The sequence below is a fragment of the Cupriavidus agavae genome (assembly GCF_004217045.1).
Taxonomy (GTDB): Bacteria; Pseudomonadota; Gammaproteobacteria; order Burkholderiales; family Burkholderiaceae; genus Cupriavidus; species Cupriavidus agavae.
Genome location: NZ_SGXM01000011.1, coordinates 12,677 through 36,176 on the forward strand (window position 1 = coordinate 12,677; position 23,500 = coordinate 36,176).

Annotated in this window: 18 protein-coding genes; all 18 read left to right on the forward strand. The window is 64.6% G+C overall.

Going from position 1 to position 23,500, the window contains the following annotated elements:
- The first annotated feature begins 2 nt into the window (after positions 1-2).
- The 18 genes from EV147_RS23630 to putA all read left to right on the forward strand — a co-directional run bounded on the left by EV147_RS23630 (position 3) and on the right by putA (position 23,461).
- A complete protein-coding gene (locus EV147_RS23630) occupies positions 3-884 on the forward strand; it encodes an N-formylglutamate amidohydrolase (RefSeq protein ID WP_130393663.1) in 882 nt (293 codons plus the stop codon).
- A gap of 211 nt (positions 885-1,095) precedes the next feature.
- A complete protein-coding gene (mnmG, locus tag EV147_RS23635) occupies positions 1,096-3,039 on the forward strand; it encodes a tRNA uridine-5-carboxymethylaminomethyl(34) synthesis enzyme MnmG (RefSeq protein ID WP_130393664.1) in 1,944 nt (647 codons plus the stop codon).
- Positions 3,040-3,747 carry a 16S rRNA (guanine(527)-N(7))-methyltransferase RsmG gene (rsmG, locus tag EV147_RS23640; protein WP_130393665.1) on the forward strand — a complete coding sequence of 236 codons (708 nt, stop codon included), beginning with the start codon at positions 3,040-3,042 and terminating at the stop codon, positions 3,745-3,747. It abuts the gene before it with no gap.
- A gap of 75 nt (positions 3,748-3,822) precedes the next feature.
- Complete coding sequence (locus tag EV147_RS23645) at positions 3,823-4,596, forward strand: ParA family protein (RefSeq protein WP_130393666.1); 774 nt, start codon at positions 3,823-3,825, stop codon at positions 4,594-4,596.
- Between the two features lie 35 nt (positions 4,597-4,631).
- Positions 4,632-5,525 carry a ParB/RepB/Spo0J family partition protein gene (locus tag EV147_RS23650; protein WP_130393667.1) on the forward strand — a complete coding sequence of 298 codons (894 nt, stop codon included), beginning with the start codon at positions 4,632-4,634 and terminating at the stop codon, positions 5,523-5,525.
- A gap of 425 nt (positions 5,526-5,950) precedes the next feature.
- Positions 5,951-6,433, forward strand: coding sequence for an ATP synthase subunit I (locus EV147_RS23655; protein ID WP_130393668.1), 483 nt, complete (start codon positions 5,951-5,953; stop codon positions 6,431-6,433).
- 281 nt (positions 6,434-6,714) lie between these two features.
- Complete coding sequence (atpB, locus tag EV147_RS23660; protein WP_130393669.1) at positions 6,715-7,578, forward strand: F0F1 ATP synthase subunit A; 864 nt, start codon at positions 6,715-6,717, stop codon at positions 7,576-7,578.
- Positions 7,579-7,639: 61 nt separating this feature from the next.
- The gene (atpE, locus tag EV147_RS23665) at positions 7,640-7,906 is read left to right on the forward strand and encodes a F0F1 ATP synthase subunit C (RefSeq protein WP_092138471.1); all 267 of its coding nucleotides are present in this window, start codon (positions 7,640-7,642) and stop codon (positions 7,904-7,906) included.
- 105 nt (positions 7,907-8,011) lie between these two features.
- Positions 8,012-8,482, forward strand: a complete 471-nt coding sequence (locus tag EV147_RS23670; RefSeq protein WP_124682906.1) for a F0F1 ATP synthase subunit B — start codon at positions 8,012-8,014, stop codon at positions 8,480-8,482.
- A gap of 2 nt (positions 8,483-8,484) precedes the next feature.
- Entirely contained in the window at positions 8,485-9,027 is a 543-nt protein-coding gene (locus EV147_RS23675; protein ID WP_130393670.1) for a F0F1 ATP synthase subunit delta, read from the forward strand.
- A gap of 39 nt (positions 9,028-9,066) precedes the next feature.
- Positions 9,067-10,608 (forward strand): F0F1 ATP synthase subunit alpha, encoded by a 1,542-nt coding sequence (atpA, locus tag EV147_RS23680; protein ID WP_130393671.1) that lies wholly within the window; start codon positions 9,067-9,069, stop codon positions 10,606-10,608.
- Between the two features lie 67 nt (positions 10,609-10,675).
- Positions 10,676-11,551 carry a F0F1 ATP synthase subunit gamma gene (gene atpG, locus EV147_RS23685; RefSeq protein ID WP_130393672.1) on the forward strand — a complete coding sequence of 292 codons (876 nt, stop codon included), beginning with the start codon at positions 10,676-10,678 and terminating at the stop codon, positions 11,549-11,551.
- A 33-nt stretch (positions 11,552-11,584) separates the two neighbouring features.
- Positions 11,585-12,988 carry a F0F1 ATP synthase subunit beta gene (gene atpD, locus EV147_RS23690; RefSeq protein WP_130393673.1) on the forward strand — a complete coding sequence of 468 codons (1,404 nt, stop codon included), beginning with the start codon at positions 11,585-11,587 and terminating at the stop codon, positions 12,986-12,988.
- Between the two features lie 120 nt (positions 12,989-13,108).
- Entirely contained in the window at positions 13,109-13,525 is a 417-nt protein-coding gene (locus EV147_RS23695; RefSeq protein ID WP_130393674.1) for a F0F1 ATP synthase subunit epsilon, read from the forward strand.
- Positions 13,526-14,333: 808 nt separating this feature from the next.
- On the forward strand, positions 14,334-15,290 hold the full coding sequence (locus tag EV147_RS23700; protein WP_130393675.1) for an alpha/beta hydrolase: 957 nt from the start codon (positions 14,334-14,336) through the stop codon (positions 15,288-15,290).
- Between the two features lie 93 nt (positions 15,291-15,383).
- Positions 15,384-16,469 (forward strand): uroporphyrinogen decarboxylase, encoded by a 1,086-nt coding sequence (gene hemE, locus EV147_RS23705; RefSeq protein ID WP_130393676.1) that lies wholly within the window; start codon positions 15,384-15,386, stop codon positions 16,467-16,469.
- A gap of 574 nt (positions 16,470-17,043) precedes the next feature.
- Complete coding sequence (locus EV147_RS23710) at positions 17,044-19,299, forward strand: primosomal protein N' (protein WP_130393677.1); 2,256 nt, start codon at positions 17,044-17,046, stop codon at positions 19,297-19,299.
- 199 nt (positions 19,300-19,498) lie between these two features.
- Positions 19,499-23,461, forward strand: coding sequence for a trifunctional transcriptional regulator/proline dehydrogenase/L-glutamate gamma-semialdehyde dehydrogenase (gene putA, locus EV147_RS23715; protein WP_130393678.1), 3,963 nt, complete (start codon positions 19,499-19,501; stop codon positions 23,459-23,461).
- Positions 23,462-23,500 lie beyond the last annotated feature (39 nt).

Genomic DNA, 23,500 nt, shown 5'->3' on the forward strand with positions numbered 1-23,500 from the left:
CGATGGCGACCTTTGAAGCAATGGTGGGCGATGCACCGGGCGGCCCGTTCACACTGGCGCTGCCCGAGGGCGATGCGCTGCCTCTGGTGTGTGATTCTCCGCACAGCGGGGTCCACTATCCCGACGATTTCGGCGCGGCGGTGCCGCTGCAGCGGCTGCGCGGCGGCGAGGATACCCATATCGACAGGCTATGGTCGGCGGTGCCCAGCGTCGGTGGCACCCTGCTGGCCGCAACCTTCCCCCGGGTCTATATCGACCCAAACCGGACGCTGGACGATCTTGATCCCGATCTGCTCGCCACGCCGTGGCCGACTCCGCTGACGCCGGGCCCCAAGACCCGTCTGGGTTACGGGCTGGTCTGGCGCCGGCTCGATGCCGCCACGGCCATCTACGACCGCCAGCTCTCGGTGGCCGAGGTGCAAGGGCGCATTGCCCGCTACTACCAGCCTTACCACGCTGCGCTGTCCGAGGCGGTGGAGGGCGCCTACCAGCGTTTCGGGGCGCTCTGGCATCTGAACCTTCACTCGATGCCGAACAACGCCTACGAGCGGCTCAAGATCGAAAGTCGGCACCCGCTGGCAGACTTCGTGCTCGGTGACCGGGACGGTACGACCTGCGAGCCGGGCTTTGTCGATCTGGTGGAGCGGGAACTCCGGGAACTGGGCTACACGGTGTCTCGCAACGACCCCTACAAGGGCGTACAGCTGATCGCCCAGATCGGGCAGCCCCTGGCACGGCGCAACAGCCTTCAAATCGAGATTCGACGGCCACTCTACATGGACGAAGCGAACAAGGAACCGAATGCGGGATTCGAGCCACTGCGCCAGGACCTAGGGAAGCTGTGCAATAGAGTGGCCGGGTACATTCGCAGTCAGATTCCCTGAAGTGTTTCACGTGAAACGTCGGAACCCAGCCCCGCCCAGTGCGGGGTTTTCTTTGAGACGTTTCACGTGAAACAACACAATTGCGGCTGACACGTGGCATGGCCCACTGTTTCACGTGAAACATTGGCGCGAGGGCAGGGGCATCCAATCGAATGCCGCTATAATTCGGCATCCCGCATTTTCCCGCCCAGCCTCCCGGAGGAGGTGTCCCATGCTTTACCCGAAAGAATTCGACGTCATTGTCGTCGGCGGTGGTCACGCCGGCACCGAAGCAGCCCTTGCCGCCGCGCGCATGGGCTGCCAGACGCTGCTTCTGACCCACAACATCGAGACCCTTGGTCAGATGAGCTGCAATCCGTCGATCGGCGGCATTGGCAAGGGGCATCTGGTCAAGGAAGTGGACGCCATGGGCGGCGCAATGGCTGCTGCCACCGATGAGGCCGGCATCCAGTTCCGCATCCTCAATTCCAGCAAGGGCCCTGCCGTGCGCGCCACGCGCGCCCAGGCTGATCGGGTGCTGTATCGCAAGGCCATCCGTACCCGACTGGAAAATCAAGCAAACCTGATGCTGTTCCAGCAGGCGGTGGACGACCTGATCGTGGAAGGGGATCGCGTAGTCGGTGCACGCACCCAGGCCGGAATCGATTTCCGGGCCCGTGCCGTGGTGCTGACGGCCGGTACATTCCTCGACGGCAAGATCCACGTTGGTCTCGACAACTACACCGGCGGGCGTGCGGGCGATCCGGCTGCGGTGTCGCTGTCGGCGCGACTCAAGGAACTGAAGCTGCCGCAGGGTCGCCTGAAAACCGGTACGCCGCCGCGCATTGACGGCCGCACGATCGATTTTTCTGTCATGGAAGAGCAGCCCGGCGATCTTGACCCGGTGCCGGTGTTCTCGTTCCTGGGGCGCCCGGAACAGCATCCGCAGCAGCTACCGTGCTGGATTACCCATACCAACAGCCGTACCCACGACATCATTCGTAGCGGTCTGGACCGCTCGCCGATGTACACCGGGGTGATCGAAGGGGTAGGGCCGCGTTACTGCCCGAGTATCGAGGACAAGATCCATCGCTTCGCCAGCAAGGAAAGCCATCAGATTTTCCTTGAGCCGGAAGGGCTGACGACTAACGAGTTCTACCCGAACGGTATCTCCACGAGCCTGCCGTTCGACGTGCAGCTTGACCTCGTGCACTCGATCCCGGGCATGGAGAACGCCCACATCCTGCGACCCGGCTACGCCATCGAGTATGACTATTTCGATCCGCGTGGGCTGAAGGCATCGCTGGAAAGCAAGGCGATCGCGGGTCTGTTCTTCGCGGGGCAGATCAACGGTACGACGGGCTACGAAGAGGCCGCTGCGCAGGGCCTGCTCGCCGGTATCAATGCGGGCTGCTACGTACGTGAGCGGGATGCCTGGACGCCGCGCCGCGACCAAGCCTACCTCGGCGTGCTGGTTGACGACCTGATCACGCGCGGCGTGACCGAACCGTACCGGATGTTCACCAGCCGCGCCGAGTTCCGCTTGAGCCTGCGCGAAGATAACGCGGACATGCGTCTGACCGAAGCAGGGCGCGAGCTTGGCGTGGTGGACGACGCCCGCTGGGATGCCTTCAACCGCAAGCGCGACGCTGTTTCACGTGAAACAGAGCGGCTCAAGGCTACCTGGGTAAATCCGACGCTGCTGCCTGAGGCGGACGCGGTGCCGCTGCTCGGCAAGCCGATCGAGCGCGAGTATTCGCTGGCGGACCTTCTGCGCCGTCCGGAAGTCGGTTATGAGGCATTGGTCGCGCTGCAGGACGGTCGATATGCACCGGACGCGCCGCTGGCCGACGATGCCATGCTGGCAGAGCAGATCCGCGAACAGATCGAGATCGGTATCAAATACCACGGCTATATCGCCCGCCAGGCTGCCGAAGTGGACAAGCTCGAAGCCAACGAGGCAACCCGCCTGCCGCCAGAGTTCGACTACACCGAAGTGCGCGGCCTTGGTTTCGAGGTCAGTCAGAAGCTGAATCAGCACCGTCCGGAGACCCTGGGGCAAGCCTCGCGCATTTCGGGCGTGACCCCAGCCGCGATTTCGCTGCTGCTGGTGCACCTGAAGAAGAAGGGCATGGGACGCAATCCGAAGGCCGCTGGTGGCCAGGAGGCCGCCTGAGTGGCTGGCTACCGTACCCCGGTTGTGGATGACGCCGCGCAGCGCCGGCGCCTGGAAAAGGCGCTTGCCGATATCGGACTGACGCTGGTGGCGCCGCAGATCGAGACGCTGCTGGCCTATTTGACGTTGCTGCGCAAGTGGAACAGCGTCTACAACCTCACGGCCATCCGGCATCCCGATGAGATGCTGACCCATCATCTGTTCGACTCGCTGGCGGCGGTGCCCGCCTTGGCTGAGGCGGCCCGCAGCGCGGCCGTACCTGATGCTGCGCGGGGCAGGGTGCTCGACGTCGGCTCGGGCGGTGGCATGCCGGGAATGCCGCTGGCCATAGCCTGCCCTGACGTATCGGTGCTGATGGTCGACATCGTGCAGAAGAAGACCGCGTTCCTGACCCAGTGTCGCGCCCAGTTGCAGTTGGCCAATGCCGGCGCCCACTGGGGGCCGGTCGAGGGCATCGAGGACGAAAATGGCTTTGCGGTCATCACTTCACGCGCCTTCGCTGAACTAACTGATTTCGTCAGCCTGTCCGGCCAGCTTCTGGCGCCGGGTGGCAAGTTGCTGGCGATGAAAGGCGTCTATCCGCAGGCCGAGCTGGATCGGATGGAAGCTGCGGGCCTGATGGCGGACTGGAAAGTCGATGACGTGCCGCGGCTGCACGTGCCTGAACTCGCTGCCGAGCGGCATTTGGTAGTTCTATCAAGGCGTTGAATTAGCCTAAACTAGATTTTGCACGCTCCATTCGTATTACGAATACCAATGGAGCACTGAGGAGCTTCTGCGCATATGGCCAAGGTATTCGTGATCGCAAACCAAAAGGGCGGCGTGGGCAAGACCACCACGACGGTGAATCTCGCCGCCGGCCTGGTTGCGCAGGATCAACGTGTGCTGCTGGTGGATCTGGACCCGCAGGGCAATGCCTCGATGGGCTCCGGCATCGACAAGCAGGCGCTCGAATCAAGCGTGTACCAGGTGCTGGTGGGCTTGTCCTCGGTGGCCGATGCACGGCAGCGTTCGGAGTCGGGCGGCTATGACGTCCTGCCGGCCAACCGCGAGCTGGCAGGCGCCGAAGTGGAACTGGTGGAACTGGACCAGCGCGAGCGCCGCCTCAAGCAGGCGCTCGCCGAGGTCGACGACCAGTACGACTTCGTGTTGATCGACTGCCCGCCGTCGCTGTCGCTGCTGACGCTGAACGGACTGTGCGCCGCGCATGGCGTGATCGTCCCGATGCAGTGCGAGTATTTCGCGCTGGAAGGGCTGTCGGATCTCGTCAACACGATCAAGCAGGTGCACGCCAACCTGAACCGCGATCTCAAGGTGATTGGCCTGCTGCGCGTGATGTTCGACCCGCGCGTCACGCTGCAGCAGCAGGTCTCGGCCCAGCTCGAGGCGCACTTCGGCGACAAGGTGTTCAAGACCGTGATCCCGCGCAATGTACGGTTGGCCGAGGCGCCGTCTTATGGCATGCCCGGCGTGGCGTTCGACGCGTCATCGAAGGGCGCGAAGGCATATCTCGATTTCGGCGCGGAAATGATCGCGCGCGTGCGTCAGCTCGGCTGAGCCGCAACAGCATCGGACAGGGAAGGGGTGCAAGCATGGTGACCGCGAAGAAGAAGGGCCTCGGCAGGGGGCTGGAAGCATTGCTCGGCGGGCCGGCCGAGATCGTCGAGGCTGCGAAGGAGCAGGGCGCACCGTCCGTGCTGCGCGTGGACCAGTTGCAGCCCGGCAAGTACCAGCCGCGCACCCGCATGGACGAGGGCGCGCTGCAGGAGCTGGCGGCCAGCATCCGCGCCCAGGGCCTGATGCAGCCGATCCTGGTGCGCCGCGTGGCCGAAGCGGACCGCTACGAGATCATCGCCGGCGAGCGCCGCTACCGGGCGTCGAAGCTGGCGGGGCTCGATCGCGTGCCCGTGCTGGTCAAGGACGTTGCCGACGAAGCCGCGGCCGCGATGGCGCTGATCGAGAACATCCAGCGCGAAGACCTCAATCCGCTTGAGGAAGCGCAAGGAATCATGCGGTTGATCCGCGAATTCAGCTTCACGCACGAGCAGGCCGCCGAATCCGTGGGCCGCTCGCGCAGCGCGGTGTCCAACCTGCTGCGCCTGCTTAACCTGGCCGCGCCGGTGCAGACCATGCTGATGGCCGGCGATCTCGACATGGGCCACGCCCGCGCGCTGCTGGCCGTGGACGGTGCCAACCAGATCACACTGGCCAACCAGATCGTCAACAAGCGGCTCTCGGTACGCGAGACCGAAAAGCTTGTCGCTTCGACGCTGAAGCCGTTCGATCTGAAGTCGCTCAAGCAGAAGCAGGGCAGCGGCACGCGCGACGTGGCACGGCTCGAGGAAGAACTGTCCGACATGCTCGGCCTGGCCGTCCAGATCAAGCAGGGCGCCCGGGGCAAGGGCCAGCTGACGATCCATTTCCCGAGCAACGACGCGCTCGACGGCGTGCTTACCCGCCTGCGCGAGCCGGCGGCCAGCGCCTGAGGTGGTTTTTCTCCGGCGCCTACCTTGTTTACGGGTCCATCCGCAACGTTTTACTGGTGAATGAATCGGGCTGTCGGTCCCACGCGACACCCACAACGCGTGCACCATGCCGCAGCAGACAATCTGCGCGATAACCGAACGCGGTGCACGGCCATGTTTCGTGGCGGTGCACGGCCAACGACGGTAAAAGCGGGCGGAAACCCCATCATCGGCGCATGGGCATGCGCAATCCAATTACGTTTCGCATCATTGCCGCGCAATTTCGCACCCGCCATCATGGAAGCGTGATAGCAACCGTTGTGCGAATTTCACTGCAAGCTAACTGAAAGCCGATTGACTCGTATCAGCAGTTACTAATAGAATCGTGCGGTTTGAATTCTGGCCGGGGCGGAAAAGTTCCGGCCTGGACCGCGACTAGGCAGGTGATGGTGCAAGACCGCCGGCAGGACCCAGATTGGCGCGACGATTGGGATGATAACGCCCGCGAGAAAGACGAAGCTGTCGATCCGCTGTCGCGCGCCGATGCCGTGAAGCTGCTGGGCGAGCGCGCGTTGCGCCCGTCGCGCATGACGCCGGGCAAGGTTGTGGTGGCCCAGGTGGTTGTGACGCTGCTGTCGGCCGTTGCCTGGGCGGTGTTCGCGCAGGATCGTGCGGCGGCAGGCTGGTCGGCCTTCTTCGGCGGCATGGCGTGTTTCGTCCCGAGCGGCTTCTTCGCGCTGCGGTTGTACGTGTCGCGCAAGCAGCCGTCGGTAGGCGGCCTGGTGGCCGGCGAGGCGATCAAGATCTTCGGCACCGTGGCACTGCTGGTGCTGGTGATCGTGCTGTACCGTGAGCTGCGATGGGTACCGTTGCTGGTCACGTTCCTGTTGGCACTCAAGACTTATTGGGTGGCGCTCGCGGTCCGCTAAGCGGACAGACGCGAATCCCGTCGCCCTTGGCACTGCCGGAAGCAGGGCCACGGCGTGGGGCTGGCGTCTCAGATGAGGCACCCATCCGGAATATCAAGGTTTCACGCGCTGCGCGTCATGAACATGAAGCGCAGTGTGAGTAAGGTTTTGCCAGAACAAAGCGGCGGCTCTGCCAGGGCGGTGACCGGTCATGTGACCGAAGGCCCGTGCAGGACGCATACCGGCTGGGCGCCACAGCGGCGCCGGCCCTACAGATTTCGCAATATACCGTTCGTTTCCAAATGTCAGCTGAAGCTACCGCCGGGCACACGCTCACACCCTCAGGCTATATCGCCGAACATCTGCAAAACTTGAATTCGATCGGCGGCAAGCAGCACTCCGTCGTGGATTTCAGTGTCATCAACTATGACACGGTGTTCTGGTCCGTGCTGTGCGGCGCCATCGCCGTGCTGTTCCTGTATGCCGCCGCCCGCCGCGTCACCGCAGCGGTGCCGGGCCGCTTCCAGGCATTCGTGGAAATGATCGTCGAGATGGTGGACGACCAGGCCAAGGGCATCATCCACGGCGATCGCTCGTGGATTGCCCCGCTCGCGCTGATGGTGTTCTGCTGGATCACCATGATGAACGCGATCGACCTGATCCCCGTGGACTGGGTCAACGGCCTGAATCACTTGCTGGGCATCTTCCACATTCATATCCCCCACCACCGCGCAGTGGCCACGGCCGACCTGAACGGCACGCTGGGCATGTCGTGCTCGGTGCTGGTGCTGATGATCTACTACAGCTTCAAGATCAAGGGCGTGGGCGGCTTCATGCACGAGCTGTTCTCGGCCCCGTTCGGCGCCAAGTGGTACCTGGCCCCGTTCAACCTGGTCCTGAACATCATCGAATTCCTGGCCAAGGCCGTGTCGCTGGGCATGCGGTTGTTCGGCAACATGTACGCCGGCGAACTCGTGTTCCTGCTGATCGCGCTGCTGGGTTCCATCTGGACGTTCGGTGCGGACCTCTCCGCGCTGGGCTTCGTCGGTCACGTGATCGCTGGCGCCGTCTGGGCCATCTTCCACATCCTGATCGTCCTGCTCCAGGCCTTCATTTTCATGATGCTGACGCTGGTGTACATCGGCCAGGCTCACGATCACCACTGATTTCCGGTTCTTCGTTTTTTGGTTTTTTGGTTCTAAGTCTCTCTCAATTAAAGGAGTCATCATGCAAGCATATCTCGCCAACATCCAGGGTCTGACCGCCATCGGTATCGGCATCATCATCGGTCTGGGCGCCATCGGTGCCTGCCTGGGTATCGCCCTGATGGGTGGCAAGTACATCGAAGCCTGCGCACGTCAGCCCGAACTGATGAACCCGCTGCAAACCAAGATGTTCCTGCTGGCCGGCCTGATCGACGCAGCATTCCTGATCGGCGTGGGTGTTGCCATGCTGTTCGCATTCGCGAACCCGCTGCTGGCTGTCATTCAGTAAGTCTTTTCGGTCTGCATGATGCTGACGGGCGGCGCAGGCCTCAGTCCGATGGCCTGGCCGCCCTTGTGCATTTATCTGTAGTTTGATTACCGAAAGGAACACACCATGAATCTGAACGCAACGTTTCTTGCGCAGATGGTCGTGTTCTTCATCCTGTGGTGGGTTGTTGCCAAATTCATTTGGCCGCCGCTGGTGAAGGCGCTCGACGAACGCGCAAAGAAGATCGCCGATGGCCTCGCCGCTGCCGAAAAGGGCAAGGCGGAGCTTGAACTCGCCAACAAGCGTGTGGACCAGGCCATGGCCGAAGCCCGCACCGAAGGCGCGCAACGCGTGGCCGACGCTGAGAAGCGCGCCCAGGCAGCCGCCGACGAGATCAAGCAGAACGCCCAGGCGGAAGCCGCACGCATCATCGCCCAGGCCAAGGCCGAGGCGGAACAGCAGGTGACCCGCGCACGCGAAACGCTGCGCGACCAGGTTGCCGTGCTGGCCGTGAAGGGTGCCGAGCAGATCCTCAAGCGTGAAGTGAACGCGCAGGTGCACGCAGACCTGCTCAATCAACTCAAGGCTGAGCTCTAATCATGGCTGAAACCGCAACCATTGCCCGTCCCTACGCCGAGGCGCTGTTCCGCGTCGCGAGCGAAGCCGGTGCAGGCAACCTGGGTGCATGGTCCGAACTGGTGTCGGAAATGGGGCAGGTTGCCGCCAATCCCGACATGCAGGCGCTCGCCACCGATCCGAACGTCCCGGGCTCGAAGCTCGAGGAAGTGTTCCTGTCGGTGCTGAAGAGCCCGGTGAACGATGAAGCGCGACGCTTTGTCAGGCTGCTGGTGGAAAACAGCCGCCTGACGGTGTTGCCGGAAATCGCCGAACAGTTCCATGCGCTCAAGAACGCCCGCGAGGGGTCGTCCGATGTCGAGATCACCAGCGCTTTCCCGCTGGACGATTCGCAGAAGAACGAACTGGTCGCCGCACTCGAACGCAAGTTCGGCCGCAAGCTGTACGCGAACGTGGTGGTGGACCCATCGCTGATCGGCGGCGTGAGCGTCAAGGTCGGCGACGAAGTGCTCGACACCTCCGTGCGCACGCGCCTGGCTGCCATGCAAGCCACGCTGACCGCCTGACCGCAACGGCCGACGGATTGAAGAATTAGGAGCATTGTGATGCAACTGAACCCCTCAGAAATCAGCGAGCTGATCAAGTCCCGCATCTCGGGTCTTGGCGCCGACGCTGAAGTGCGCAACACCGGCACGGTGATTTCCGTGACCGATGGTATCTGCCGCGTGCACGGCCTGTCCGGCGTGATGCAGGGCGAGATGCTGGAATTCCCGGGTAACACCTTTGGCCTGGCACTGAACCTCGAGCGTGACTCGGTGGGTGCCGTGGTGCTGGGTGACTACGAACACATTTCGGAAGGCGATACGGTCAAGTGCACCGGCCGCATTCTGGAAGTGCCGGTTGGCAAGGAACTGCTGGGCCGCGTGGTCAACACGCTGGGCCAGCCGATCGACGGCAAGGGTCCGATCAACGCCAAGGAAACGGACGTGATCGAGAAGGTGGCTCCGGGCGTGATCGCACGTCAGTCGGTGAGCCAGCCGGTGCAGACCGGCCTGAAGTCGATCGACGCGATGGTGCCGATCGGCCGTGGCCAGCGCGAGCTGATCATTGGCGACCGCCAGACCGGCAAGACCGCCGTGGCCGTCGACGCCATCATCAACCAGAAGGGCAAGGGCGTCTTCTGCGTGTACGTGGCAATCGGCCAGAAGGCTTCGACGATCTCGAACGTGGTCCGCAAGCTCGAAGAGCTGGGCGCCATGGAATACACGATCGTCGTGGCCGCATCGGCTTCGGACTCGGCCGCCATGCAGTACCTGGCTGCCTACGCCGGCTGCACGATGGGCGAATACTTCCGCGACCGCGGCGAAGACGCACTGATCGTTTATGACGATCTGACCAAGCAGGCCTGGGCCTACCGTCAGGTGTCGCTGCTGCTGCGCCGCCCGCCGGGCCGCGAAGCCTACCCGGGCGACGTGTTCTACCTGCACTCGCGCCTGCTGGAGCGTGCTGCCCGCGTGAACGAAGACTACGTGGCCAAGTTCACGAACGGCGCCGTCACCGGCAAGACCGGTTCGCTGACCGCGCTGCCCGTGATCGAAACGCAGGCTGGCGACGTGTCCGCCTTCGTGCCGACCAACGTGATCTCGATCACCGACGGCCAGATCTTCCTGGAAACCGACCTGTTCAACGCCGGTATCCGCCCCGCCATCAACGCCGGTATCTCGGTGTCGCGTGTGGGTGGTGCAGCGCAGACCAAGATCGTCAAGAAGCTGTCCGGCGGTATCCGTACCGACCTGGCCCAGTACCGTGAACTGGCTGCGTTCGCGCAGTTTGCCTCGGACCTGGACGATGCCACCCGCAAGCAGCTGGAGCGCGGCCGCCGCGTGACGGAACTGCTCAAGCAGCCGCAATACCAGCCGCTGCAGGTGTGGCAACTGGCCGCGTCGCTGTATGCCGCGAACAATGGCTTCCTCGACAACGTCGACGTGAAGGACATCCTGCCGTTCGAAAAGGGCCTGCACGACCACCTGAAGACCAAGTTCGCCGACCTCGTCAACCGCATCGAAGATACCAAGGATCTGTCGAAGGACGACGAAGCCGCCCTGCGTGCCGCGATCGAGGATTTCAGGAAGTCCGCCGCGTTCTAACCGCGTGATTCCATGCGCCGCGCCGCCGCCGCAAGGCCGGGGCGCGGCATGAATGGAGAGGAAAGATATGGCCGGAACGAAAGAGATTCGAACCAAGATCAAGAGCGTGCAGAACACGCGAAAGATCACCAAGGCGATGGAGATGGTCGCCGCGTCCAAGATGCGCAAGGCGCAGGAACGGATGCGGAATGCCCGCCCCTACGCCGAGAAAGTGCGCAATATCGCAGCGCACCTGGCCACTGCCAACCCCGAGTTCAAGCACCCGTTCATGGTGGGACGCGATGTCAAGCGCGTCGGCATGATCGTCGTGACGACCGACAAGGGCCTGTGCGGTGGCATGAACACCAACGTGCTGCGAGCTGTGACCAACGAACTGAGGACCCTGCAGGGCCGTGGCGTGGACGTGCAAGCGACCGCCATCGGCACCAAGGGCATGCAGTTCCTGGGCCGCATCGGCGCCAAGGTGGTCTCGAACGTGGTGCACCTCGGTGACACCCCGCACCTGGAAAAGCTGATCGGCGCGATCAAGGTCCAGCTGGATGCCTTCACCAACGGCGAAGTCGATGCGGTGTACCTGGCCTATACCAGGTTCATCAACACGATGAAGCAGGAGCCGATGGTCGAGCAGCTGCTGCCCCTGGCGGCCGACAAGCTGACCCAGACCGAAGATGAAAAGCGCGCCTACTCGTGGGATTACATCTACGAGCCCGACGCCCAGACGGTTGTGGAAGAGCTGCTCGTCCGCTACGTCGAGGCGCTGGTGTACCAGGCCGTGGCCGAGAACATGGCGTCGGAGCAATCCGCGCGCATGGTGGCCATGAAGGCGGCGTCCGACAATGCCAAGAACGTGATTGGCGAACTGCAGCTGGTCTACAACAAGACCCGCCAGGCCGCGATCACCAAGGAACTGTCGGAAATCGTCAGCGGCGCGGCTGCGGTCTAAGGCGTCAAGAATTCAAGCTATCGGAGATACGAAATGAGTATCGGAAATATTGTGCAGTGCATTGGCGCCGTGGTGGACATCGAGTTCCCGCGCGACGCAATGCCGAAGGTGTACGACGCGCTCGTGCTCGAAGAGGGCAACGACAAGTCGTTCGCCGAGAAGGGTCTGACCTTCGAAGTGCAGCAACAGCTCGGCGACGGCGTGGTGCGTACCATTGCCCTGGGTTCGTCGGACGGCCTGCGCCGCGGCATGTCGGTGAAGAGCACCGGCGCCCCCATCTCGGTGCCGGTTGGCCACGGCACGCTGGGCCGCATCATGGACGTGCTGGGTCGCCCGATCGACGAAGCCGGCCCGATCGCCGCTGACGAACAGCGCGCGATTCACCAGAAGGCACCGAAGTTCGACGAACTGTCGCCGTCGGTTGACCTGCTGGAAACCGGCATCAAGGTGATCGACCTGGTGTGCCCGTTCGCAAAGGGCGGCAAGGTGGGCCTGTTCGGTGGCGCCGGCGTCGGCAAGACCGTGAACATGATGGAGCTCATCAACAACATCGCCAAGCAGCACAGCGGTCTGTCGGTGTTTGCCGGCGTGGGCGAGCGTACCCGTGAAGGGAACGACTTCTACCACGAAATGAAGGACTCGAACGTGCTCGACAAGGTGGCCATGGTGTTCGGCCAGATGAACGAGCCGCCGGGCAACCGTCTGCGCGTGGCGCTGACCGGCCTGACGATGGCCGAGCGCTTCCGCGACGAAGGCCGCGACATCCTGTTCTTCGTCGACAACATCTACCGCTACACGCTGGCCGGTACGGAAGTGTCGGCACTGCTGGGCCGTATGCCTTCGGCCGTGGGCTACCAGCCGACGCTGGCTGAAGAAATGGGCAAGCTGCAGGAGCGCATCACGTCGACCAAGACTGGCTCGATCACGTCGATCCAGGCCGTGTACGTGCCTGCCGATGACTTGACCGACCCGTCGCCGGCCACGACCTTCCTCCACCTGGACTCGACCGTCGTGCTGTCGCGTGACATCGCCGCGCTGGGTATCTACCCCGCCGTCGATCCGCTCGACTCGACTTCGCGCCAGCTGGACCCGCAAGTGGTGGGTACGGAGCACTACGAAGTGGCCCGCCGCGTCCAGCAGACGCTGCAGCGCTACAAGGAACTGCGCGACATCATCGCAATTCTGGGCATGGACGAACTGTCGCCGGAAGACAAGCTGGCCGTTTCGCGCGCCCGTAAGATCCAGCGTTTCCTGTCGCAGCCGTTCCACGTGGCCGAAGTGTTCACGGGTTCGCCGGGCAAGTACGTGCCGCTGAAGGAAACCATCCGTGGTTTCAAGATGCTGGTGGACGGCGAGTGCGATCACCTGCCCGAGCAGGCGTTCTACATGGTTGGCTCGATCGACGAAGCCTTCGAAAAGGCCAAGAAGCTCCAGTAAGCGGGGTCTTTCGCCTTCACCGGCCGGGGCGGGCTGCCGCAAGGCGGCTGCCCGGGCTGAAGGCGAATCACCGTTTCCCGTGTTTCGGGGAGCGAACGCCTTCTGGAGAAAGGATCAAATATGGCAACCATTCTTGTAGACGTCGTCAGCGCGGAAGCGTCGATCTTTTCCGGCCAGGCGAAGTTCGTTGCGCTGCCGGGCGAGACGGGTGAGCTCGGTATCCTGCCGGGCCACACGCCGCTGATCACGCGTATCCAGCCCGGTGCGGTCCGCATCGAGAAGGAAGACGGCAGCGAGGAGTTCGTGTTCGTTGCCGGCGGCATTCTGGAAGTCCAGCCCCAGCACGTCACCGTGCTGGCCGACACCGCCATTCGCGGTGGCGATCTGGACGAAGCCAAGGCCCAGGAAGCGAAGCGTGCTGCCGAGGAACTGATGCAGAACCAGAGCAGCGACCTCGACCTGGCACGCGCCCAAAGCGAACTGGCCGTGGCCGCCGCGCAACTGGCTGCGATCGCCCGCCTGCGTCGTAAGAAGTAAGCATTACCTGCAGTCCGCCGCGCTGTTGTTTTTTCAGCGCGGCAACGAAAAAGGCAGCCTCCCGGCTGCCTTTTTTCATATTCGCACGCTATATTTTCGTGCCGGGACCACAAAAAAAAGCGCGCGGGCCGGGGAGGCACCGCGCGGACGGGAAAATCCCTTCGAGGGGTCAATTCGAAGGAACGGGTTCGGTCCCAGGAGATTTACTTACACGCGCAGCGGAACTTGGCGTCCGCATATTCGGCGAGATTCCCACTGCGGAACCTCAAGCCTCGCGCTTCCGGTCTTCCTGGAAATTCCGGATCAGCCACATCTGATCGTGCTGGTCCGAATAAATCGGGTTACTGCTCGGGCTTTCTTCTGCACCCCTTGTTTTTCAAGACGTTAGCGGCGGGGGCGCCTCACACCAAGCGCTGGTCTGTCAATGCATTGTGGGGGAAACTTCCGGGTGTGGCAGTAACAAAATGTATCGTTTTGCAAGTAGTTGAAAGGCCGGCGCAATGTAATCCGGCGTTTAAAACACTTTCGATCGATTTTGAAACCGTTTTCATGTCGTGCATTGGCAGATACTGCCGAATCTAATGTTAATACATTAGCGAGCTAGTGTACTGAATGCATTACGTTTTCTGGGGCGGATTCATCGCCATACCCTTCTTTCGTGGGATAAGCCCCGGGCACACCTAACAGAAGTGTTCGTTGGCGCATTCAGCGTTACGATTCGAAACGGTTGATGTTTCGATTTTCGTGCGACGGATCGGCCGCAACTCCCGCTACACTGGCGGCCCCGCCGTCTCTTCTTCCAACCGCCATGGCCATCGATCCCCAGCTCCAGGACTATTACCGCCGCATGGCCGAGCGCTACGCCGGACAACCGATGGCGGACGAAGCCGCCGGGCGTCGCGCGCGGTTCGAAGACGTTGCAGCACTTTCCCAGATGCCGGACCCCGAGGGCATGCAGGTCTCCGAGATCGGGATTCCCGTCCAGGGCGCCATGCTGGGCGCCCGCATGTTCCGACCGAACGTGACTGGCACGCCGCGCCTGATTGTCTATTTCCATGGCGGAGGCTGGGTCGTCGGCTCTTCCGCCACGCACCACACGGTTGCCGCGCTGCTGGCCGCCGATACTGGCTGCGCGGTGGTCAGCGTTGACTACCGGCTGTCGCCCGAACACGGCTTCCCCGCGCCTTGCGACGACGCCATCGCCGCCGTGCAGTGGCTCGCCACGCAACGCGGCGCGTTCGATGTAACCCCGGACTTCCTCGCAGTCGCGGGCGATAGCGCTGGCGGCCATCTGGCAGCGGTCGCCGCCCGCGCCATCAACGACGCCGCCGGCAGGCCGGTCGTCAACGCCCAGTTGCTGATCTATCCCGTGGCCGCGCCGGTGCTGACGACCGAGAGCTACCGCGCCTTTGCCGACGGCCCGGGCCTGACACGTGACGAAATGGCCTGGTTCTGGACCCAGTTCATCGGTGCGGAGGCGCTGACGCGCGGCGCCGACCAGGCCGATCCTCGCATCAACCTGATGGCGACGGCACCGCTGCAACTGCCGCCCGCCACCGTGGTCATGGTGGCAGCCAATGACGTGCTGCGCGATGACGGCCTGGCCTATGCCGATTTCCTGGTGCGCCACGATGCACCGGTCATCACGATCGAGGCCAGCGGCATGACGCACGGCTTCGCGCGGTTGCAGCCGGAGGCACCGCGCGCACGCGAGTGGATGCGTCGGGCCGCACAAGCGTTCGTTGGCTGCCTCGACGATCTCTGACCAGCCGTCGCACCTCCCTATGATCGGCATCACTGCGACAGCCGTGGGCACCCCGGCGCGTTCCCGTAGAATGTCGGTCTCACGAGGATGACCATGATCGCATTGCAGAACGACACTTTCCTGCGCGCGCTGCGCCGGCAGCCCACCGAATACACGCCGTTGTGGCTGATGCGCCAGGCGGGCCGCTATCTGCCCGAGTACAACGCCACGCGCGCGCGCGCCGGCAGCTTTCTCGGACTGGCAAAGAATCCGGCCTATGCCACGGAAGTGACGCTGCAACCGCTCGATCGCTATCCGCTCGATGCGGCGATCCTGTTCTCGGACATTCTTACCGTGCCCGACGCAATGGGTCTGGGCCTGTCGTTCGCGCAGGGCGAGGGTCCGCGCTTTGCCCACCCGCTGCGTACCGAAGGCGATGTCGCCCGCCTGGCCGTGCCCGACATGTCGTCGCTGCAGTATGTATTCGACGCCGTCAGCGAGATCCGACGCGCGCTGGTGCAGGATGGCAAGCAACGCGTGCCCCTGATCGGCTTTTCGGGCAGCCCCTGGACGCTGGCGTGCTACATGGTCGAAGGTGGCGGTTCCGACGATTTCCGGACCGTGAAGGCCATGATGTACGGCCGGCCCGACCTGATGCACCGCATCCTGGAGATCAACGCCGAGGCCGTGACCGCCTATCTGAACGCGCAGATCGAGGCAGGGGCACAGGCGGTGATGGTCTTCGACACCTGGGGTGGCGCGCTGGCCGACGGTATGTACCAGGCGTTCTCGCTGGCCTACGTGCGCCGCGTGCTGCAGGGCCTGAAGCGCGAGCACGAAGGACAGCAGATCCCGGTCATCGTCTTCACCAAGGGCGGCGGCATCTGGCTGGAAGAGATCGCCGGTATCGAACCCGACGCGATCGGCCTGGACTGGACCGTGAACCTGACGCAGGCGCGGCAGCGCACCGGAAACCGCGTGGCGCTTCAGGGCAATATCGACCCGACAGTGCTGTTTGCGCCCGAGGCAGCCATCCGCGAGCAGGTGCGCAACGTCCTCGACAGTTTCGCGGCAGGCGGGGGCAGCGATGGCCACGTGTTCAACCTTGGCCATGGCATCTCACAATTCACGCCGCCCGAGAACGTTTCGGTGCTGGTCGATGAGGTCCATGCCCACAGCCGGCGGCTGCGTGGCGCCTAGTCGCCTCGGGCGATGGCGGGGTCGGGCATTACCTCGCGTCGCAACGATGTGATGGGTAAAGGCGCGCTTGTGGCGTCGGAGGCGCTAATGGCGGGCTGTCAAGTAAACTATTTTGATTTTTATCGCCAAAAAGGTGCCGGAGGCTTGCTGTCAAGGCTTGACTTATGCACACCGATAGGTTTGCGGCAGTGCACGACCGGGTTAGTCCCTAACTCAGTTAGGGGAGCATTGCAAGCTATTGATTTATAAGGCTTTGAATCTTCTCCAACCGGGGCGCCCGGAGCGATGAAACCCTTGTGGTGCGCGCCTTCGCGGCTCGTCGGCGCGACTTTTCAACAAAGTTATCCACAGGCATTTTCCAGCAACGGTAAAACCTTCCATGGATCATCGACTTAGGGTCACATTTCAAGTTTTACTTTAAGTTGATGTTGCGCCGCACACTAACTTTCGTCTCGACGGTCTCGTTTGCTTCCGTGCACCGAAAATGCGCGACCGCGCCTCCGTCCGCGCGGGGCGGCGCATGACGCCGATGGCAGCCTCCGACCGGGATACTGTGGCGGATACGTTACAGACAATGCCGCTGCCCGAAGCCGGCCCGCGCATCGTGCGGGTCGCGCTCGATACGCCCGCCGACGACTGCTTCGATTACCTTGCCGACGCCGATGTGTCGCCCGGCGATCTCGTGGTGGTGCCATTCGGCAAACGCACTGCGGTGGGCGTCGCCATCCAGATCACCTGCCAGTCGGATGTGCCGCCGGACCGCCTGCGCCCCATCGTCAGCCGCAACGACTGGCTGCCGCCGCTCGGCGCGCCCTGGGTGGCACTGGCCCGGTTTGCCGCCCGCTACTACCACCGCTGCCTGGGCGAAGTGATGCTGCCTGCGCTGCCCCCGTCCTTGCGTGATGCCGAGACCTGGGACCGGCTCGGCCAGCGCGCGCAGACGGTGCAGTACCGGCTCAGGGCCGGTCAGGCCGACGCGCTGCGCGAGGCGGCCCCGGCCCGCGCGCGGACCGTGCGCGCGCTCGCGGATCATCTGATTGCCACGCAGGACTGGGTACGCCTGCCCGATGCGCGCGAGATCTGCACCGCCGCACCGGCCCGCCTGACCGAATGGGAGGCGGCCGGCTGGGTTGAAGCCGCCCGCGTGCCGCAGGCGCTGCTGGAAACCGGGGCCGAGGCGGCCGCTTCGGTGGCGCCCGCCTTGCATGACGAGCAACGGCGGGCCGTGGAGGCGATCGGCGCCGCGGAGGGCTTTGCGGCGTTCCTGCTGCACGGCGTGACCGGCAGCGGCAAGACCGAGGTCTATCTGCACGCGATGGCCGACCGGCTGGGCGCCGATCCGGCCGCGCAGGTGCTGATGCTGGTGCCCGAAATCAATCTCACGCCGCAACTGCAATCGCGCATTGCCGAACGTTTTCCGCACCTGCCGCTGGCGGTGCTGCACAGCGGCCTGGCCGATCAGGAGCGCAGCCTGCAATGGCTGGCCGCGCACCGGGGCGAGGCGCGCATCGTGCTGGGTACGCGCATGGCCGTCATGGCGTCGCTGCCCAATCTGAAGTTGATCGCGGTCGATGAAGAGCACGATACGTCATACAAACAGCAGGAGGGCCTGCGCTACTCGGCGCGTGACCTCGCTGTCTGGCGCGCCAACCAACTCAAGGTGCCGATCGTGCTGGGCTCGGCCACGCCGTCGATGGAAACCTGGCATCGGGCCGAGCAGGGCGCCTACCGCAAGCTCGTGCTGCGCGAGCGCGCCCAGGCCGATGCGTCGCTGCCAACGGTGCGGCTGATCGACCTGAACCACGAGCGCCAGCGCCAGCGGACCCTGCACGAGGGGTTGTCGGTGCCGCTGCTCGATGCGATCCAGCAACGGCTGGACCGCGGCCAACAGAGTCTGCTGTTCCTGAACCGGCGTGGCTACGCGCCCGTCCTGGCATGCGACAGCTGCGGCTGGCTGTCGGGCTGCCCGCGCTGCTCCGCGTACCTGGTTCTGCACCGGCCCGAGCGCCGGCTGCGCTGCCACCACTGCGGCCTGGAATCGCCCGTGCCACACCATTGCCCTGACTGCGGCAATGTCGATGTGGCGCCGCTGGGGCGCGGCACGCAGCGGATCGAGGAAGCGTTATCCACACGTTTTCCACAGGCGCGTATCGCCCGGATCGACGCCGACTCCACGCGCAAGAAGGGCAGCGCGCAGGCGATGTTTGACGAAGTGCACGCGGGCGAGGTCGATATCCTCGTCGGCACGCAGATGGTGGCCAAGGGACACGACTTCCAGCGGGTGACGCTGGTGGGCGTGGTGCACCCGGACGCCGCGATGTTCAGCCACGACTTCCGCGCCGCCGAGCACCTGTTCGCGTCGCTGATGCAGGTGGCGGGCCGCGCCGGCCGGGCCGGGCTGGGCGGCGAAGTGATGATCCAGACGCGCTACCCGGATGCCCCCGCATTGCAGGCGCTGGCGCGCCATGACTATGATGGATTCGCGGCGAGCCAACTGCGCGAACGGCGCCAGGCCGGGTTGCCCCCGTTCGCGTACCAGGCACTGGTGACCTCGGAACATGGCGAGTTGGAACGGGCGCTGGGCTTCCTGAAAGCCGCCCGGGAGCACGCGGAGCAATGCCCGATGGCGCCCGAGGTGCAACTCCATGACCCGGTGCCGATGTCGATGGTGCGCATTTTCAACCGCGAGCGGGCACAGATGCTGGTGGAAGCGGGGTCGCGTCCGGTCCTGCAAAGGTTTTTGAGTGAGTGGGTGCCAACTTTCCAAGAGGTTGGCCAACGCGTCAAAGGTGTGCGCTGGCAACTGGAAATCGATCCTCTGCGGATCTGATACTTCCCTTCGAGTCGGCTTGGCGTTGCTTTGGTGCAACCGGAATTCTGCCAAGTCGGTGTAGGTGGTTGCACTAGGTTGCACCTCGTATTTCTACGAGAGTAATATCGCGCCAGCCCGGCATGCTGGCGGGGGTGCGCACATGCGTCCCGGCCGGCTGCCCACCGTCTTTCTGAAGATCTGCTGGAGAACTGCCCGCATGGCCACCACCACCCTCGGCGTCAAGCTCGACGACGCCTCGCGCGAACGCCTGAAACGCGTTGCCCAATCGATCGACCGTACGCCGCACTGGCTGATCAAGCAGGCGATCTTCACGTATCTGGAGCAGGTCGAGCGCGGCCACCTGCCGCACGAGGCCGGCAACGGCGCGGCGCACGATGGCGATGGTTCGGACGCGGGTGAGTTCGCCCAGGGCGAGGCACTGGCCCAGCCGTTCCTCGAATTCGCCCAGAGCATCCAGCCGCAGTCGGTGCTGCGCGCGGCCATTACCTCTGCCTATCGTCGGCCCGAAACCGATTGCGTGCCGGTGCTGCTCGAGCAGGCCCGCCTGCCGAAGGCCGAGGCCGACGCCGCCATCAAGATGGCGCGCACGCTGGCGCAGAAGCTGCGCGAACAGAAAGTGGGTACCGGCCGCGAAGGGCTGGTGCAGGGGCTGATCCAGGAATTCTCGCTGTCGTCGCAGGAAGGCGTGGCGCTGATGTGCCTGGCCGAGGCGCTGCTGCGCATCCCCGACAAGGCCACGCGCGACGCGCTGATCCGCGACAAGATCAGCGGCGCCAACTGGCAGTCGCACCTGGGCCAGAGCCCGTCGCTGTTCGTCAACGCCGCCACCTGGGGCCTGCTGCTGACCGGCCGGCTGGTGGCCACGCATACCGAAGCGGGGCTGTCGAAGGCGCTGACGCGCATCATCGGCAAGGGCGGTGAACCGCTGATCCGCAAGGGCGTGGACATGGCCATGCGCCTGATGGGCGAGCAGTTCGTCACTGGCGAGACCATTTCCGAGGCGCTGGCCAACGCGCGCAAGTACGAGGCCGAAGGCTTCCGCTACTCGTACGACATGCTCGGCGAGGCCGCCATGACCGAGGCCGACGCGCAGCGCTACCTGGCGTCGTACGAGCAGGCGATCCAGGCGATCGGGCAGGCGTCGCGCGGCCGGGGCATCTACGAGGGCCCGGGCATCTCCATCAAGCTGTCGGCGCTGCACCCGCGCTATAGCCGCGCCCAGCACGAGCGCGTGATTTCCGAGTTGTACGGCCGCCTGAAGAGCCTGACGCTGATGGCGCGCCAGTACGACATCGGCATCAATATCGACGCCGAAGAAGCTGACCGCCTCGAAATCTCGCTCGACCTGCTGGAGCGGCTGTGCTTCGAGCCGGAACTGGCCGGCTGGAACGGTATCGGCTTCGTGGTGCAGGGCTACCAGAAGCGCTGCCCGTTCGTGATCGACTACCTGATCGACCTGGCGCGCCGCAGCCGTCACCGCCTGATGATCCGCCTGGTCAAGGGCGCCTACTGGGACAGCGAGATCAAGCGCGCCCAGGTGGACGGCCTGGAAGGCTATCCGGTCTACACGCGCAAGGTCTACACCGACGTGGCTTACGTGGCATGCGCCCGCAAGCTGCTGTCGGTGCCGGACGCGATCTATCCGCAGTTCGCCACGCACAATGCGCATACGCTGTCGGCCATCTACCAGATCGCCGGCCAGAGCTACTACCCCGGCCAGTACGAGTTCCAGTGCCTGCACGGCATGGGCGAGCCGCTGTACGACCAGATCGTCGGCCCGAAGTCGGACGGCAAGTTCAACCGCCCCTGCCGCATCTATGCCCCGGTGGGTACGCACGAGACGCTGCTGGCCTACCTGGTGCGCCGGCTGCTGGAAAACGGCGCGAATACGTCGTTCGTGAACCGGATTGCCGACGAATCGATCCCGCTCGACGAACTGGTGGCCGATCCGGTGGCCGTGGTCGAGTCGATGCACAAGACCGAGGGCACGCTGGGCCTGCCGCACCCGCGCATCCCCCATCCGCGTGAACTGTATGGCGAGGCGCGTGCCAATTCGGCCGGTATCGACCTGTCGAACGAGCACCGCCTGGCCTCGCTTTCGTCGGCGCTGCTGGCCGGCACCAGCGAGAGCCACCGCGCCGAGCCGCTGCTGGGCGCCGACGTGGCACGCGGCGACGCGAAGCTCGAACCGGTGCTGAACCCGGCGGACCACCGCGACGTGGTGGGCCAGGTCGGCGAGGCAACGCCCGGGGAAGTGGAGGCCGCGCTGGTGGCCGCCGTGAACGTGGCGCCGATCTGGCAGGCCACGCCGCCGGAAGTGCGCGCCGCCGCGCTGGAACGTGCCGCTGACCTGATGGAAGCCCAGATGCAGCAGCTGATGGGCATCATCATGCGCGAGGCCGGCAAGACGTTCACGAATGCCATTGCCGAAGTCCGCGAAGCGGTCGACTTCCTCCGTTACTACGCGGTGCAGGTGCGCGAGACGTTCTCGAACGACACGCATCGCCCGCTGGGTCCGGTGGTCTGCATCAGCCCGTGGAACTTCCCGCTGGCGATCTTCACCGGCCAGGTAGCCGCCGCACTGGCCGCCGGCAACCCGGTACTGGCCAAGCCGGCCGAGCAGACCCCGCTGATTGCCGCCGCCGCCGTGCGCCTGCTGCGCGAGGCCGGCGTGCCGGCTGGCGCCGTGCAACTGCTGCCGGGCCGTGGCGAGACCGTGGGTGCCGCGCTGGTGGGCGACGCCCGCGTCAAGGGCGTGATGTTCACCGGCTCCACCGAGGTGGCGCGCCTGCTGCAGCGCAACGTGGCGGGCCGCCTGGACGCCGCCGGCCGTCCGATTCCGCTGATCGCCGAGACCGGTGGCCAGAACGCGATGATCGTCGACTCCTCGGCACTGGCCGAGCAGGTGGTGGGCGATGTGGTGAATTCGGCCTTCGATTCGGCCGGGCAGCGCTGCTCGGCGCTGCGCGTGCTGTGCGTGCAGGACGACGTGGCCGACCGCATCCTGGAAATGCTCAAGGGCGCCATGGGCGAGCTGACGCTGGCCAACCCGGACCGGCTCTCGACCGACGTGGGCCCGGTGATCGACGAGGAAGCGCGCGGCAACATCGTGCGCCATATCGAAGCCATGCGCGCCAAGGGCCGCCGCGTGCACCAGGCCGATCCGCAGTCGGTGCAGTCGGCCGCCTGCCGCCACGGCACGTTCGTGCCGCCAACGCTGATCGAACTCGACTCGATCGAGGAACTGAAGCGCGAAGTGTTCGGACCGGTGCTGCACGTGGTGCGCTACCCGCGCGCCGCGCTGAACACGATGGTCGACCAGATCAACCGCACCGGCTACGGCCTGACGCTGGGCATCCACACCCGCATCGACGAAACCATTGCCCAGATCGTGGACCGCGCCCATGTGGGCAACCTCTACGTGAACCGCAATATCGTGGGCGCCGTGGTGGGCGTGCAGCCGTTTGGCGGCGAGGGCCTGTCGGGCACCGGCCCGAAGGCCGGCGGCCCGTTGTACCTGCACCGCCTGCTGTCGGTATGCCCGCAGGATGCCGTGGTGCGCGGCGTGCGCACGTCGGACATGGGCGAGGCCGGGCAGGCGGCGCCGGTATCGGCCGGGCTGGCGGCGCTCAAGGGCTGGGCGCAGGGCAACCTGCCGGAAGTCGCCGCCGCCTGCGACCAGTTCGCGGCCGCCTCGGCCTCGGGCATTTCGGTAACGCTGCCGGGCCCCACGGGCGAGCGCAACACGTACTCGCTGCTGCCGCGCGAGCGCGTGCTGTGCCTGGCGCAGCAGGAGTCGGACCTCGCGCTGCAACTGGCCGCCGTGCTGGCAGTGGGCGCCCAGGCGTTGTGGGTTGACACACCGCTGGCAAAGTCGCTGTTGGCTCGGCTGCCGGCCGCAGTACAATCGCGCGTCCGCACGGTTTCTGACTGGACCGCGACGGACATCGCATTCGACGCGGTGCTGCACCACGGCGATTCCGACCAGTTGCGCACCGTCTGCGAGCAGGTGGCGACGCGTCCGGGCCCGATCGTCGGCGTCCAGGGCCTGGCCCAGGGTGAACCGAACATCGCGCTGGAGCGTTTGTTGATCGAACGTTCGCTGTCCGTCAACACGGCGGCAGCGGGCGGCAATGCAAGCCTGATGACGATCGGCTGAGGCCCCGGCCTTTTCTGACCGCGCATCAGACGCGCGGGC